At 62.8% G+C, this 14854-nt stretch carries 12 protein-coding genes; 9 read left to right on the top strand and 3 right to left on the bottom strand.

Annotation, left to right across the window (positions count from 1 at the left end):
- Positions 1 to 38: 38 nt before the first annotated feature.
- Together copM and ACVILI_RS07665 are read right to left on the bottom strand one after the other, a co-directional pair.
- Positions 39 to 428 carry a CopM family metallochaperone gene (gene copM / locus ACVILI_RS07670; RefSeq protein WP_038651818.1) on the bottom strand — a complete coding sequence of 130 codons (390 nt, stop codon included), beginning with the start codon at positions 426 to 428 and terminating at the stop codon, positions 39 to 41.
- Between the two features lie 43 nt (positions 429 to 471).
- Positions 472 to 2991 (bottom strand): heavy metal translocating P-type ATPase, encoded by a 2520-nt coding sequence (locus ACVILI_RS07665; protein WP_038651814.1) that lies wholly within the window; start codon positions 2989 to 2991, stop codon positions 472 to 474.
- Between the two features lie 305 nt (positions 2992 to 3296).
- Between ACVILI_RS07665 and ACVILI_RS07660 the strand changes: the two genes are divergently transcribed.
- From ACVILI_RS07660 to ACVILI_RS07625, 8 genes are all read left to right on the top strand, one after another.
- On the top strand, positions 3297 to 4094 hold the full coding sequence (locus ACVILI_RS07660; protein ID WP_038651811.1) for a glycosyltransferase family 25 protein: 798 nt from the start codon (positions 3297 to 3299) through the stop codon (positions 4092 to 4094).
- Between the two features lie 90 nt (positions 4095 to 4184).
- Positions 4185 to 6986 carry a [protein-PII] uridylyltransferase gene (locus ACVILI_RS07655; RefSeq protein WP_019862894.1) on the top strand — a complete coding sequence of 934 codons (2802 nt, stop codon included), beginning with the start codon at positions 4185 to 4187 and terminating at the stop codon, positions 6984 to 6986.
- 46 nt (positions 6987 to 7032) lie between these two features.
- The gene (murJ, locus tag ACVILI_RS07650) at positions 7033 to 8613 is read left to right on the top strand and encodes a murein biosynthesis integral membrane protein MurJ (protein ID WP_019862893.1); all 1581 of its coding nucleotides are present in this window, start codon (positions 7033 to 7035) and stop codon (positions 8611 to 8613) included.
- Between the two features lie 180 nt (positions 8614 to 8793).
- Positions 8794 to 9324: a dTDP-4-dehydrorhamnose 3,5-epimerase family protein gene (locus tag ACVILI_RS07645; protein WP_019862892.1), complete on the top strand. Its 531-nt coding sequence runs from the start codon at positions 8794 to 8796 to the stop codon at positions 9322 to 9324.
- A 1-nt stretch (position 9325) separates the two neighbouring features.
- Positions 9326 to 10627 carry a glycosyltransferase family 2 protein gene (locus ACVILI_RS07640; RefSeq protein ID WP_038651808.1) on the top strand — a complete coding sequence of 434 codons (1302 nt, stop codon included), beginning with the start codon at positions 9326 to 9328 and terminating at the stop codon, positions 10625 to 10627.
- A gap of 151 nt (positions 10628 to 10778) precedes the next feature.
- A complete protein-coding gene (trpS, locus tag ACVILI_RS07635) occupies positions 10779 to 11846 on the top strand; it encodes a tryptophan--tRNA ligase (RefSeq protein ID WP_019862890.1) in 1068 nt (355 codons plus the stop codon).
- 281 nt (positions 11847 to 12127) lie between these two features.
- Positions 12128 to 12619: a universal stress protein gene (locus ACVILI_RS07630; RefSeq protein WP_010913128.1), complete on the top strand. Its 492-nt coding sequence runs from the start codon at positions 12128 to 12130 to the stop codon at positions 12617 to 12619.
- Positions 12620 to 12765: 146 nt separating this feature from the next.
- Positions 12766 to 13335 carry a NifU family protein gene (locus tag ACVILI_RS07625; protein WP_019862888.1) on the top strand — a complete coding sequence of 190 codons (570 nt, stop codon included), beginning with the start codon at positions 12766 to 12768 and terminating at the stop codon, positions 13333 to 13335.
- 152 nt (positions 13336 to 13487) lie between these two features.
- On the opposite strand, the gene ACVILI_RS07620 is transcribed toward ACVILI_RS07625, so the two are convergent.
- Positions 13488 to 14105, bottom strand: coding sequence for a L,D-transpeptidase (locus ACVILI_RS07620; protein ID WP_019862886.1), 618 nt, complete (start codon positions 14103 to 14105; stop codon positions 13488 to 13490).
- Between the two features lie 226 nt (positions 14106 to 14331).
- Between ACVILI_RS07620 and cueR the strand changes: the two genes are divergently transcribed.
- Positions 14332 to 14754, top strand: a complete 423-nt coding sequence (gene cueR / locus ACVILI_RS07615) for a Cu(I)-responsive transcriptional regulator (RefSeq protein WP_027047690.1) — start codon at positions 14332 to 14334, stop codon at positions 14752 to 14754.
- The last annotated feature ends 100 nt before the right edge of the window (positions 14755 to 14854 follow it).

Raw genomic sequence — 14854 nt, 5'->3', positions numbered from 1 at the left:
AGAGGCGTTCTCGCCCAAATCTCCCCGTCGCGAAAGGCTCACTTCACTGGATGCGCGGCGAGCCAATCCTGCATCTGCTTGATCTCGGCTTCCTGCGCGGCGATGACGCCTTCGGCGAGCTTGCGGATTTCCGGGTCCTTACCGTTGGCAAGCTCGACCTTGGCCATGTCGATGGCGCCCTGGTGGTGCGGGATCATGCCCCTGATAAAATCGACATCGGCATTGCCGGTGTATTTGACCATCATGTCCTTGTGCATCTTGTCCATCGCCTTTTTGTAGCCAACGGTGGCAGGGCTTTGCGCACCCATCGACATGCCAGCCATGTCGTGTTTCATCTCTTCGCTCTGCGCCGGAACGCTTTCGAGGAAGACGGCGAGCAGCATTCCCGCCGCCATCAGCAAAAGCACGAGTTTCTTGGCCAAGGTCATTCATGGTCTCCTGTTGGTTGAGTTTCGTATTTGGGGGTTTGGATCAGAGTTTCAACGTTCGCAGCCGCAATGCGTTGGCGATGACCGAGACGGAAGACAGGCTCATCGCCGCTGCCGCCAGCATCGGCGACAAAAGCATGCCGGTGAGCGGATAGAGCACGCCTGCGGCGACGGGCACGCCAAGGACATTGTAGAGGAAGGCGAAGAACAGGTTCTGGCGGATGTTGCCGATCGTCGCCTGGGCCAGCGTGCGGGCGCGCACGATGCCGTTGAGGTCGCCCTTGACCAAAGTGATGCCGGCGCTTTCGACCGCGACATCGGCGCCGGTGCCCATGGCGATGCCGACATCGGCGCTGGCCAAGGCCGGCGCATCGTTGACGCCGTCGCCGGCCATGGCGACGCCGGCGCCCCTGCCGCGCAGTTCCTCGACCAGGGCTGCCTTCTGTTCCGGCAACAGGCCGGCGCGAACCTCGTCGATGCCGAGGCTTTTGGCGATTGCGTTGGCCGTGCGCTCATTGTCGCCGGTCGCCATGATGATCCTGAGTCCGCTGTCATGCAGCGCCTTGATCGCCTCGGCGGTCGTCGCCTTGATGGGATCGGCGACGGCGACGATGCCGGCCAGTCTGCCGCCGACAGCGACGAACATCGCCGTCTTGCCATCGCCCTGCAGCGCTTCTGCGCCGGCCGAAACGGCGGAAACGTCAACGCCGAGATCGCCCATCATCGCGGCATTGCCGAGCGCGACGGCCTTACCCGACACCGTGCCGGAAACACCCTTGCCGGTAACCGCCTCGAAATCGCCGGCGTCGGTGACGGTCGCACCGCGCGCCGCGGCGCCCTCGACGATGGCCTCGGCCAGCGGATGTTCCGAGCCCTTCTCCAGGCTCGCGGCGAGCCCCAGCAATTCGTCTTCGGAAAAGCCGGTTGCCACGACGACATCCGTCAGTTTCGGTCTGCCCTCGGTCAGCGTGCCGGTCTTGTCGACGATCAGCGTGTCGACGGAGGCGAAGCGTTCGAGCGCGGCGGCTTCCTTGATCAGCACGCCAGCATGCGCCCCGCGTCCGGTGGCGGTCATGATCGACATCGGCGTGGCGAGGCCAAGCGCACAGGGACAGGCGATGATCAGCACCGAGACCGCCGAGACGATGGCGAAGATCAGGCTGGGCTCGGGGCCGAAGACGGCCCAGGCGATGAAGGCCACAACGGCGACAAGGACGACGGCCGGGACAAAGTAGAAGGAAACGCGGTCTGCCAGCCCCTGGATCGGCGCGCGCGAGCGCTGTGCCTTGGCGACGAGTTCGACGATGCGCGCCAGCGTGGTCTCTGCGCCGATCCGTTCGGCACGCATGATCAGCGAACCTTGTTTGTTGAGCGTGCCGCCGGTGAGAGCGTCGCCCTCGGCCTTTTCGACCGGCAGCGGCTCGCCCGTGATCATCGATTCGTCGATGGAGGAGCGGCCTTCGAGCACCGTGCCGTCGACCGGCACGGCATCACCGGGCCGGATACGCAGGCGATCGCCAGCCTTGACGCTGTTCAGCGGCACATCGGCCTCGGAACCGTCTTCGGCCATACGGCGCGCGGTCTTCGGCGCCAGATCGAGCAAGGCGCGGATTGCCGACCCGGTCTTTTCGCGGGCACGCAATTCCAGCACCTGGCCGAGGAAAACCAGCGCGACAATAACGGCGGCGGCCTCGAAATAGACCGGCACCGCGCCGCCATGGCCGCGGAACTGATGCGGGAAGATGTCCGGAAACAGGGTGGCGACGACGCTGTAGATGTAGGCCGCGCCGACGCCTAGCGAAATCAGCGTCCACATGTTGGGGCTGCGGTTGAGGACAGACTCCCAGCCACGGTGGAAGAAGGGAAAAGCGGCCCAGAGCACCACCGGGCTTGCCAGGAGCAATTCTATCCAGACCTTTGTGCGATCATCGACCCAGCTTTCGAACGACACTCCAATCATTGGCGCCATCGCGACGATCAGAAGCGGGATCGACAGGACTGCGCTGACCCAGAACCGCCTGGTGAAATCGACCAGTTCGGGATTTGGCCCTTCATCGCCCGATGGCACGCCCATCGGCTCAAGCGCCATGCCACAGATCGGGCAGGAGCCGGGCTTGTCGCGGACGATTTCGGGATGCATCGGGCAGGTGTACTGCGTGCCCTTGGGCGCGGGCGGCGGTGCCGGCCTGTCGCCGAGATAAGTCTGCGGTGCCGCCTCGAATTTCGCCTTGCAGCCGGCGGAACAGAAATAGAAGCCCTGGCCTTCATGGCGCACGAAGTGCCTGGCTGTGGCACGGTCGACGCTCATGCCACAGACGGGGTCGGTGGCCGTGAGGTATTGTTCCGGCTCGGCCTGGAATTTCGAACGGCAGCGCTCGCTGCAGAAATGGTAGAGGCGACCGCCATGCTCCGATGTCGGCTTGCCGACGGCTGGATCCACGGTCATGCCGCAGACCGGATCGCGCAGAACGGCTGCAGTATCGGCGCCTTTCGGCGCGCAACAGCTGCCGTGCGCGCCTTGTGCGTGGTGATCGCCGCGATGGTCATGGTCTGGGTGCGTCATTCCAAAATGCCTCTATGCCTCTGCCTGATCGCGGAGGTAGTGCTTCCAGTAACTGGAAGGTCAAGGGCTGTTCCGATTTTTTCGTTTCTGGCCCGGCATTGGCCGCTCACCCTGTACCAGGTGGCTACATCGTGTCGAAGCAAATGGCACGCGACGTCCTCTGTTGGCTCTGCCATTGCGGCATGATATCCACCCGAGAAAGATCAACAAACCATAGCATCACCTGTGCTTGAAGGCTCCCGCGGTGCTTGGCGGTTCCCGCCGGTTCGCTGGAAGCAAGGGTTTTGAAAAAATAGCTCGTGAAAATGAAGCGTCTGGTCATCAACCTCGATCGATCTCCCGAGCGGCTTGCCCACATGTCGAGGGAATTCGCCCGCATCGGCGTTGGGTTCGAACGGGTCGCGGGGGTCGATGGCAAGGAACATCCCGACCTGATTCTGCAGCCGCAGCACGCAATACACGCCACCCGGCCGCTCTCCGGCAGCGAAATCGCCTGCCTGCACAGTCACCGAGCCTGCTGGACGATCATTGCCCAGGATGAGGCCCCATACGGCGCCGTGTTCGAGGACGACATGGTCTTCTCCAGTAGGGCCGGGGCGTTGCTGGGCGATACGAGTTGGGTGCCGGCGGACGCCGATGTCGTGAAGCTCGAGACATTCTTCTCCACAACCGTGATCCAGAGGAGAAGGACCTCTGCCGGACATGGTTTTTCCATGGCCCGGCTCCGCAAGGGCCATCCGGGGGCCGGTGGTTATCTGCTCTCGCGGCGGACGGCGCGCGACTTTCTGGAGGCAACGGCGCAGGTCAGCATTGCTACCGATGATCTCATCTTCAACCCCGTCATGTCGGCCGGCAAGACCATCTACCAACTTGTTCCGGCGCTCTGCGCACAGGATCAATTCGTCGACGGAAGGCTGCCAAGCCTGCTTGACCAGGAACGCGATGCCGCGCGGACCGCTAGCGGGCTTATGACAAGGCAGAGGAAGCCGATGGCCGTGAGAATCAGCAGAGAGGCCAGGCGAACCGCACGGTGGATCGCCGATTTCTGCAGATTCCGGCAACGGATCGTCGTTCCCATCGATCCGATCGAGGCAACGGACTAGCCCGCTTGCCGGGCCACCAGAAGGCCCCATACCCAGCGCCGCGAAAACACGCTATAGACGCCGCCCAAATGGCAAGGCCGACTGATACCTATGGCGAAAATCTCCCTGAAGCTCGATGAACTGATCGACGGCGAAGCCTTGCGCCGCGAGATGACCGCGCTGACGACGGCCACGGCGGGTGACGGTTCGGGAGCCGCCGCCCGCGCCGGTGTGCTGCAGCTTCTCAAGGCCCGGCTCGCCGAAGGCCGGAGGATTGCCGAGGCCATGCTGAAGGAGGATGGCGGCGGCAATGCCTGCGCCGAGCGATTGTCGCATCTGATGGATGAGCTGATCCGGGCGCTTTACGATTTCGCGGCGACGCATGTGTACCGCGTGAAGAACCGTTCGTCGGCCGAACGCATGGCCGTCGTGGCGGTCGGCGGCTATGGCCGCGGCACGCTGGCGCCGGGATCCGACATCGATCTTCTGTTCCTCTTGCCCTACAAGCAGACACCATGGGGCGAGCAGACCGTCGAATACATGCTCTACATGCTGTGGGATCTCGGCCTAAAGGTCGGCCACGCCACCCGCAACATCGACGAGTGCCTGCGGCTGTCGCGCACCGACATCACCATCCGCACCTCGATCCTGGAAGCGCGCTTCCTGTGGGGCGAACGCAAGCTCTATGACGAGTTGATGCTGCGCTTCGACCACGAGGTGGTGCGCACGACCGGCCCGGAATATGTCCAGGCCAAGCTCGCCGAGCGCGACGAGCGCCATGCCAAGGCCGGCGAAAGCCGCTACCTGGTCGAACCCAACGTCAAGGACGGCAAGGGCGGCCTGCGCGACCTGCAGACGCTGTTCTGGATCGGCAAATACTTCTACCGGGTGCGCACCGGCGAGGAACTGGTCGAAAAGGGCGTCTTCACCGAGGCCGAGTACCGCGAGTTCCAGAAGGCCGAGGACTTCCTGTGGGCGGTGCGCTGCCACATGCATTTCCTCACCGGCAAGGCCGAAGAGCGGCTGCATTTCGACATCCAGCGCGAGATCGCCGAGCGGCTCGGCTACACCACCCATCCCGGCCTGTCGGCGGTCGAGCGCTTCATGAAACACTATTTCCTTGTCGCCAAGGATGTCGGCGACCTGACCCGCATCTTTTGCGCGGCGCTCGAGGAGGAACAGGCCAAGCACGTTCCCGGCTTCAATCGCATCTTCCTCACCTTCCAGCGCCGCAAGCGCAAGCTTGCCGGCACGTCCGATTTCATTGTCGACAACCACCGCATCAACATCGCCGACGACCAGGTGTTCGAGCGCGATCCGGTCAATCTGCTCAGGCTGTTCTGGTTCGCAGACAAGCACGGGCTGGAATTCCACCCCGATGCGCTGAAGCTGCTCACCCGCTCGCTCGGCCTGGTCAACAAATCGCTGCGGCGCGACGAAGAGGCCAACCGGCTGTTCCTCGACATATTGACCTCCGACCGCAATGCCGAACTCAATCTGCGGCGCATGAACGAGGCGGGGCTGCTGGGCAGGCTGATCCCCGATTTCGGCAAGATCGTCGCCATGATGCAGTTCTCGATGTACCACCACTACACGGTCGACGAGCACCTGATCCGCTGCATCGGCGTGTTGGCCGAGATCGAGCGCGGCGATGGCGAAAAGGTGCATCCGCTGTCGCATTCGCTGATGCCCGGCTTGAAGAAGAGCCGCGAGGCGCTTTATGTCGCCGTCTTGCTGCACGACATCGCCAAGGGCAGGCCGGAGGACCATTCCGAGGCCGGCGCCCGCATCGCACGGCGCATCTGCCCGCATATGGGGATGTCGGCGGCGGACACGGAAACCGTCGCCTGGCTGGTCGAGAACCATCTCGTCATGTCGATGACGGCGCAGACCCGCGACCTCAACGACCGTAAGACCATCGAGGATTTCGCCTCGATCGTGCAGTCGGTCGAGCGGCTGAAGCTCTTGTTGATCCTCACTGTCTGCGACATCAGGGGCGTCGGGCCGGGTGTGTGGAACGGCTGGAAGGGCCAGTTGCTGCGCACGCTCTACTACGAGACCGAACTGCTCCTGACCGGCGGTTTCTCGGAAGTGTCGCGCGCCCAGCGCACGGCGGCGGCGCGCGAACGCCTGGCCGAGGCACTCGCGGACTGGTCCGACAAGGACCGCAAGCGCTATGTCGGGCTGCACTACGAGAATTATCTGCTCACGGTCGACCTGCCGGATCAGCTGCGCCACGCCGAATTCGTCCGCGAGGCCGACGCGGCCGGCAAGAAGCTCGCCACCATGGTCAAGACCCACCAGTTCGAGGCGGTGACCGAAATCACCGTGCTGGCGCAGGACCACCCCCGCCTTCTGTCGGTCATTGCCGGGGCATGCGTCGGCGCCGGCGGCAATATCGTCGACGCGCAGATCTTCACCACCGCCGACGGCCGCGCGCTCGACACCATCCTGATTTCGAGGGAATTCGACCGTGACGAGGACGAACGCCGTCGTGCCGAGCGTGTCGGCCGGCTGATCGAGGACGTGCTGTCGGGCAAGAGCTGGCTGCCGGAGATGATCGAGAAGCGCACCAAGCCAAAGCGCGGCGCCAAGGTGTTCAAGATCCCGCCACGCGCCGAAATCCGCAACGCGCTGTCGAACCGGTTTTCGGTCATCGAGGTCGAGGGGCTCGACCGCCCGGGCCTGCTGTCTGAGATCACCGGCACGCTGTCCGACCTGTCGCTCGACATCGCCTCGGCGCACATCACCACTTTCGGCGAAAAGGTCATCGACACCTTCTATGTGACAGACCTCACCGGCCAGAAGATCGACAACCCGACCCGCATCGCCACCATCCGCAACCGGCTGATGGCAGCGCTCGAAGGAATCGCGCCCGAACGCGGCGGCAAGGCCAAGGCGGCGGCCGAGTGACAGCCTCCATCACTTTGTCCCAATTCCGCAGGCAGTTCCCAAAACCATGAGCCTCGTCAAGAAATTCGCAACGGTCGCTTCCGGCACGCTGATGAGCCGCGCGCTTGGTTTCGGCCGCGAGATGCTGATGGCGGCAGCGCTCGGCACCGGACCGGTGGCCGACGCCTTCAACGCCGCCTTCCAGTTCCCCAACACCTTTCGCCGGCTGTTTGCCGAAGGCGCGTTCAACGCCGCCTTCGTGCCGCTGTTTGCCAAGGAGATCGAAACGCACGGCACCGACGGCGCCAAGCGTTTTTCCGAGGAAGTGTTCGGCGTGCTGTTCTCGGCGCTGCTGGCGCTGACCATCGCCATGGAACTGGCGATGCCGCTGATCGTGCGCTATCTGGTGGCGCCGGGCTTTGCCGACACGCCGGGCAAATTCGAGACGACCGTCCTGCTGGCGACGATCATGTTCCCCTATCTCATCTGCATGTCGCTCGCGGCCATGATGGCCGGCATGCTGAATTCGCTGCGCCGCTATTTCGCGGCGGCGATCGCGCCCGCTTTCCTCAACATCATCCTGATCAGCGTGCTTGGCTATGCCTGGTATCACGGGCTGGATGCGCATGCTGTGGGCTTCAGCCTGTCCTGGGGCGTGCTGGCGGCGGGGCTCGTGCAGCTCGCCATCGTCTGGGTGGCGGTGCGCAATGCCGGCATCTCGATCGGCTTCCGCCGGCCGAAGATGACGCCGAACGTCAAGCGCCTGCTGATCCTGGCCCTGCCGGCGGCGATCACCGGCGGCATCACCCAGATCAACCAGTTGATCGGCACGGCGATCGCGTCGGCGCAGGACAGTGCGGTGTCCTCGCTCGCCTATGCCGACCGCGTCTATCAGCTGCCGCTCGGTGTCGTCGGCGTGGCGGTGGCGATCGTGCTGTTGCCCGAACTGTCGCGGGCGCTGAAATCGGGCAATCTCATCGAGGCCGCCAATCTGCAGAACCGCTCCGTCGAGTTCACTCTGTTCATGACCTTGCCGGCGGCGGCGGCGCTCTGGGTGATGTCGGAGCCGATCGTGCGGCTGGTCTATGAGCGCGGCGCGTTTGCCGCAAACCATTCGACCCCGACCGTGGCGGCGATCCTGGCGATCTTCGGCCTTGGGCTGCCGGCCTTCGTGCTGATCAAGGCCTTCACCCCGGGCTATTTCGCCCGCGAGGACACGCGCACGCCGATGATCTTCGCCGCCATCTCGGTGGCGGTGAACGTCGCCACCGCGCTGACGCTGTTTCCCAGGATGGGCGCACCCGGCATTGCGGTGGCCTCGGCGGTGGCCGGCTGGGTCAACGCGCTGATGCTGCTTGCGGTCTTGATCCGGCGCGGCCATTGGGGCCGCGACGTGCCGCTCCTGAAGCGCATTCCCCGGCTGGTGCTGTCGGCGGCGGTGATGGCGGTGGCGCTGTATTTCGCCGAGCACTGGCTGGCCGTCAGGCTCGGTCCCGGCTCGCCGCTGGTCGTCAAGGCGACGACGCTGCTGGCACTGGTGGCCGGCGGGGCGTTGCTCTACTTCGTCACCGCCTTTGCCACCGGCGGCGCCGATTTCGGCATGATCCGAAGAAACATCGGGCGTAAGGGATCGCCGCCTGTCGGCTGACGATCCCGGCCTCTTGATACTACCGGATGCCGTTCGACCGCCTTAATCCCTGTTGATATGCGAGAATCCCTGTGGATATGCGAGCGCTGAGGCGCCATCGCCTCCTCGTGTATTGCCTTTGGCGCCGACTGACAGCAGGACAAGCCTAGATTGCATTTGCCGCTAACGTTGGAGGGCTCGATGGACAGGCTGTCACTCGAAGATTTTGTTGATGACCAGCCTTGGGGAGACGACGTTCCGCTTCTGGAAGACATTTCCAGTGAAAATCCGATAGCGGGCGTGCGAATGCAGCGGCTGGTTACAAGGGGCGACAAGCGTGGCGAGCTTACGGTCCTCATGTCGGCACTGGTGGAGCCCATAAGCCCCCCGCCACATGTCTATCTGGTATCGGCCGAGGCGGGATCGATCAGGGCGTGGGTCTATCACAAGCGACAGTTCGACCGGCTCGCCTATACAAATGGCGACCTGAGGGTCGTGCTCTACGATCTGCGCGAGGATAGTCCGACCTACGAAAAACTGAAGGTCCTCGACGTCGGCGCGGCAAACAAGATCCTGCTGACGATTCCGCCCTATGTCGTTCACGGGATTCAGAATCGGGGCAGGAGCACCGCGACATTCATCAACATGCCGACAACCGTCTACGATCCTAAGCATCCGGACAAATCACGAATCCCCTTCGATCATCCGGGCATCCCCTACAAATTCGGATAACATGACCACGTTTTCCGTCATCATGGCCACCTACAATCGCGGCAGGCATATTCTTCCGTCGATCCAATCGGTGCTGAGCCAGACCTGTCGGGACTTCGAGCTGTTGGTGGTAGGCGATTGCTGCACTGACGATACCGCGGATGTGGTTCGGGCGCTCGCGTCTCCGCAAATCCGCTGGTTGAACCTGCCCGAGCACGGCGGCAGCCAAGCCTTCCCCAACAATGCGGGCATAGAGATGTCGTGCGGGCGATATATTGCCTATCTCGGTCATGACGATATCTGGGCTCCGGACCATCTCCAGGCACTGGCAGATCTTTTCGGGCACAGCCCGCAGCCGGACTTTGTCGTGAGCGGCGCGATATTTCATGGCCCCAGGGCAAGCAATTTCCGGTGGGTGACCGGCATCTTCGACGAATCGGACACCGCTCTCAGGCACTTCTTCCCGCCTTCCAGTTTCGGTCACCGACGCGACGTCGCCGATCGAATTGGGAAATGGCGCCATCCCAAAGAGATCACAGCGCCCGTTGACGCGGATTTCCTTTTGCGGGCGGCAGGGTCCGGGATGAATTTTGTCTCGACACAGCGGATCACCGTCCACAAATTCGCGGCCGGCCACCGCTACCTGAGTTATACGAGCCACACTTCGGACGAGCAGGAGCGAATGGTCCGGCGAATGGCCCGGCCGGGATATAACGGCTTTCTGGCGTCCGAGCTGGCCAAGGCGAAGGCCGCCGGCGCCTACATGGTGGTCGTGCATCCGGATTACGGGCGCTATGAAAATGGTCAGGTTTCGAGTCAGAATGCGATGGCCAAGGGCGTCGTCCGCCCGGATCTGCGCAAGCTCAGACAGCGTGAGGTCATCAAGCAGGACAACTCGCCCAAAGCGCTCGATTGGTTTCCACTCCAAGCGGGCGGCGACTGGGTATTGTGGGTCGGCTGCAATCCGCGCCCAAAGCTGCTTGTGCCGTTCAAGTATGCCGGCAAGGCGCGGATTCGCCTGGACATCCGGCACCCTCTACGCGAGGCGCTGACCAAGCTCAAATTGTCCGTAAACGGCCAGCTGGCTGTGGCAAGCCTTTGCAACGTGCGCCAAGAAGGCAACCTCTGGAACGCACAAGCGACGTTTGAAACGGCGCTGCGAAGGGACGATCATACGATCCTGGAGCTTCATCTCACCAGATTGCAAAGACCCGCGGCACGCAACGGCATCGGCGTTGGCGACATAGAGGTGACCCCGTTGGGGTGGCGAAGCAATGTTGCAAAAGGCGCGCGGCTGCTGGCAAAGTTCCGTCCAACCCGCTGATAGCTCTTGCCGGTTTTTCACCCTTCGTCCATAAGCGCGCCGTCGCAAGACTTTCGCCGCGTGCGGTTTCCAGCCGCATGATCGGCTCCAAAAAGTCTGCAACTTTTTGGAATCACGCTTTTACGGCCCTCCACAAGCCATGAGGAAACCTATGTCCGCCTTCAAGCCACTCGTCTTCTCCGGCGTCCAGCCGACCGGCAATCTGCATCTCGGCAACTATCTCGGCGCCATCAAAAAATTCGTCGCCCTGCAAGAAACGTCCGATTGCATCTACTGCGTCGTCGACCTGCATTCGCTGACCGCGCAGCTCGTTTATGACGACCTCGCAGACCAGACGCGCTCGATCACCGCCGCCTTCCTTGCCTCGGGCATCGACCCGAAGAAGCACATCGTCTTCAACCAGTCGCGGGTGATGCAGCATGCCGAGCTCGCCTGGATCTTCAATTGCGTCGCGCGCATCGGCTGGATGAACAAGATGACGCAGTTCAAGGACAAGGCCGGCAAGGACCGCGAAAATGCCTCGCTGGGCCTGCTCGCCTATCCCTCGCTGATGGCTGCCGACATCCTGCTCTACCGCGCCACGCATGTGCCGGTGGGCGAGGACCAGAAGCAGCATCTCGAGCTGACCCGCGACATCGCCCAGAAATTCAACAATGATTTTTCCGACCGCATCGCCAGGCTTGGCGTCGGCGTCGAGATGCAGGTCGGCGAGGAGACGGTGAACGGCTTCTTCCCGATCACCGAGCCGGTGATCGGCGGCCCGGCGGCGCGCATCATGAGCCTGCGCGACGGTTCGAAGAAGATGTCGAAGTCGGATCCGTCGGACCTGTCGCGCATCAACCTGACCGACGATGCCGACACCATCTCGAAAAAGATCCGCAAGGCCAAGACCGATCCAGAGGCTTTGCCGAGCGAAGTCGACGGGCTGGAAAGCCGGCCGGAAGCGGAAAACCTTGTCGGCATCTATGCCGGGCTGGCCGAGATGTCGAAGGCCGACGTGCTGAAGGAATTCGGCGGCCAGCAGTTTTCCGTGTTCAAGCCGGCACTCGCCGACCTTGCGGTGGAGAAGCTGGCGCCGATCGCCGGCGAGATGCGCCGCATCGAAGGCGACCGCGCCTATGTCGACGCGGTGCTCAGGGACGGCGGCGAACGCGCCGGCGTGCTCGCCGAAACGACGATGAAGACGGTGCGCGACATCATCGGGCTGCTTCAGAGCTGATCCGCATCGTCAGTGCAGCGCACCATTCCGGCACAAGACATCCTGGCCTAAGGTCGGCGGCTTGCCGCCGGTCGGCGGCGGTGGCAGATTGCGGCCGAAAACGCACTCGCGTCACTGATTTTGAAATCAGCCAGAGTTGGATATCAAGGGCAATGCGAATTTCAAAATCAGGGACACGAGCAAACGATTGATTTCTAGTGTCGTTTTTGATTTCGAAGTTCGCTCGGAGCGCGATATCGAAAGCAGGCGAACTTCGAAATCACGACACTAGGTAGATAGACATGGTCTCCAAACGCCTCAGCCGCGAAGCCGGTCATCGCAGGAAATTCCTGACGATCATCGACGATACGCCCGAGTGCGAGCGCGCCGTCGCCTACGCCTCGAAGCGGGCGCAGAGCACCAGCGGCACGCTGGTGCTGCTCTATGTCATCGTACCGGACGATTTCCAGCATTGGCTGGGCGTCGAGAAGATCATGCGCGAGGAGGCGAACGCCACGGCGCGCGCGGCTCTCGATGGCTATGCCAACAAGGTACGCCAGAAGCTCGGCATCGAGCCGGAGATGGTGGTGCGTGAAGGCAAGCCGACGGAAGAGATCCACAAACTGATCGAGGAAGACCAGGACATCGCCATCCTGGTGCTGGCGGCCGGCGCCGGCAAGGAAGGCCCCGGGCCGCTGGTCGGTGCCGTGGCCGGCAAGGGCGCCGCCTTCCCCATTCCGGTCACGGTGGTGCCGCAGAATCTTTCGGACGAGGAGATCGACAGCCTCGCTTGAAGCCCGCCCGGGATTCTGTCCCCCGGCCAGCAAAAACATTCCGCCAGCCAGCCGTTCGGGCGATGCGTTTCGCTTGAATGTCCAGCCGATAAGGCCTATTTAGAACTATTCCAAACTATCTGCCCGTAACGGGCACGGAGACGGCCATGTTCATCCAGACCGAATCGACGCCCAATCCGGCGACGTTGAAATTCCTGCCCGGCAAGGAAGTGCTGATGGAAGGTACCGCCGATTTCCGCGATGCCGACAGTGCGGCAACGGCCTCGCCGCTGGCCGGCCGGCTGTTCGAAATCCCCGGTGTCACCGGTGTCTTCTTCGGCTACGATTTCATCACGGTGACCAAGGACGGCCCCGACTGGCAGCACCTGAAGCCGGCGATCCTTGGCGCCATCATGGAGCATTTCATGTCCGGCGCGCCTGTCATGGCGAAAAGCGGCCCGGCCGCAGAGACCAGCCAGACCGGCGAGTTCTACGACAAGGCGGACGAGGAACTCGTCATCACCATCAAGGAACTGCTCGACACCAGGGTGCGCCCGGCGGTGGCCCAGGATGGCGGCGACATCACCTTCCGCGGCTTCGAGAACGGCACGGTGTTCCTGCATATGAAGGGCGCCTGCGCCGGCTGCCCGTCATCGACGGCGACGCTGAAGCACGGCATCCAGAACCTGCTTCGGCATTTCGTGCCGGAAGTGCAGCAGGTCGAACAGGTCGCCTGACCACCTCCGTAGCCAGCACGATTTCGGTCGTAAAAAACAAAAAACCGGGCCGAATTGCCCGGTTTTCTGTTTGGGACGTCCGTTGTTGCCTAGACGGTCCGCGTACGAACTTGCCTTCTCGTTGGCCATGATCCCGCGAGGGATCCTGGTCCTTACATCACGATGACCTTGGCGCCGACCGAGGCGCGGTCATAGAGATCGATGATGTCCTGGTTCATCAGCCTGATGCAGCCGGACGACATCGCCTTGCCGATCGAATTCCATTCCGGGCTGCCGTGCAGGCGGTAGCCCATGTCGCCGCCCTTGTTGAAGAGATACATGGCGCGCGCGCCAAGTGGGTTCTTCAGGCCCGGCTCCATGCCATTGGCGAACTTCGCCAGTTCCGGCTGGCGCCTGATCATTTCGCGGGGCGGCGTCCAGGTCGGCCATTCGCGCTTCAGCGCGATATGGGCGGTGCCGTGCCATTCGAAGCCTTCGCGACCAACGCCGATGCCGTAGCGGATCGCGAGGCCGTCACCCTCGACGAAGTAGAGATACTTGTTCTGCGTATCGACGATGATGGTGCCTGGCTTTTCCTTGGTGTCGTAGTTCACTTCCTGCCGGTGATACTGCCTCGGCACCTTTTCGATCGGGATGCGCGGCAGTTGGTAGCCAGCATCGGTCACTGCGCCGTAGTCGTTGGAGAATATCTGCCCGCCGATGGTGCTGCAGCCGGCGATGGCCGTGGACAGCGCCAATGCGGCAATTATTGCAAGCGACTTCATGCGCATGAGATGATCCGGTGCCCTGCCCAAATGTCAGCGGCACGAGTCGGCCGCTTTCTTGCGATCATTCATGCTGGCATTTGCTTTGCTTGCCAAGCGCACGATGCCTATATGCTGGGACTTACGTGCTGGTATGCGTATCAGTATGGCATTTCGGCAACAGCCTTCACCGGATTGTGAAGGAAATTCAATGGGCCTGACTCGCAGGCCCGGCAAAATCGAGGACCACGCCATGAATGTCGGCGATGCCGCCCATCGTTCAGGCCTGCCGGCCAAGACCATTCGCTACTATGAGGAGATCGGTCTGATCGCGCCGGCGCGCGCCGCCAACGGCTACCGCGACTATTCCGGTGACGACATCCATCGGCTGACCTTCCTGCGCCGCGCGCGCAACCTCGGTTTTTCCATCGACGATTGCCGCCAGCTGATGGCGCTGTACCAGGATCGCGGCCGCGCCAGCGCCGACGTGCGCGAGATCGCCGCCGCTCATGTCACGGCCATCGAGGAGAAGGTGCGCGAGCTGCAGTCGATGCGCTCGACCCTGCAGAAACTGATCCACGCCTGCCATGGCGACGAGCGGCCGGATTGCCCGATCCTGGATGACATGGCAGGGGCTGCGGCGCCTGGCGACAAGGCCGTCTCAGCGAGACCATAGCAGACCCTAGCAAGGGATTTTGGGCAGACCACCCAGCGAGATGGCTTTCCGGTCATGCGCCGCATTGGGCGCCATTGTTCGCCCTCTACCGGCCAAGACG

Source organism: Mesorhizobium sp. USDA 4775 (genome assembly GCF_054062655.1).
This window is presented reverse-complemented; position numbering and strand designations above follow the sequence as displayed.

Excerpts from the sequence above, each read along its gene's own strand:
- ACVILI_RS07655 (WP_019862894.1), top strand. The coding sequence starts at position 4,185 with ATGGCGAAAATCTCCCTGAAGCTCGATGAACTGATCGACGGCGAAGCC.
- cueR (WP_027047690.1), top strand. The coding sequence starts at position 14,332 with ATGAATGTCGGCGATGCCGCCCATCGTTCAGGCCTGCCGGCCAAGACC.
- murJ (WP_019862893.1), top strand. The coding sequence starts at position 7,033 with ATGAGCCTCGTCAAGAAATTCGCAACGGTCGCTTCCGGCACGCTGATG.
- ACVILI_RS07665 (WP_038651814.1), bottom strand. The coding sequence starts at position 2,991 with ATGACGCACCCAGACCATGACCATCGCGGCGATCACCACGCACAAGGC.
- copM (WP_038651818.1), bottom strand. The coding sequence starts at position 428 with ATGACCTTGGCCAAGAAACTCGTGCTTTTGCTGATGGCGGCGGGAATG.
- ACVILI_RS07620 (WP_019862886.1), bottom strand. The coding sequence starts at position 14,105 with ATGCGCATGAAGTCGCTTGCAATAATTGCCGCATTGGCGCTGTCCACG.
- ACVILI_RS07660 (WP_038651811.1), top strand. The coding sequence starts at position 3,297 with ATGAAGCGTCTGGTCATCAACCTCGATCGATCTCCCGAGCGGCTTGCC.
- ACVILI_RS07630 (WP_010913128.1), top strand. The coding sequence starts at position 12,128 with ATGGTCTCCAAACGCCTCAGCCGCGAAGCCGGTCATCGCAGGAAATTC.
- ACVILI_RS07645 (WP_019862892.1), top strand. The coding sequence starts at position 8,794 with ATGGACAGGCTGTCACTCGAAGATTTTGTTGATGACCAGCCTTGGGGA.
- ACVILI_RS07640 (WP_038651808.1), top strand. The coding sequence starts at position 9,326 with ATGACCACGTTTTCCGTCATCATGGCCACCTACAATCGCGGCAGGCAT.
- trpS (WP_019862890.1), top strand. The coding sequence starts at position 10,779 with ATGTCCGCCTTCAAGCCACTCGTCTTCTCCGGCGTCCAGCCGACCGGC.
- ACVILI_RS07625 (WP_019862888.1), top strand. The coding sequence starts at position 12,766 with ATGTTCATCCAGACCGAATCGACGCCCAATCCGGCGACGTTGAAATTC.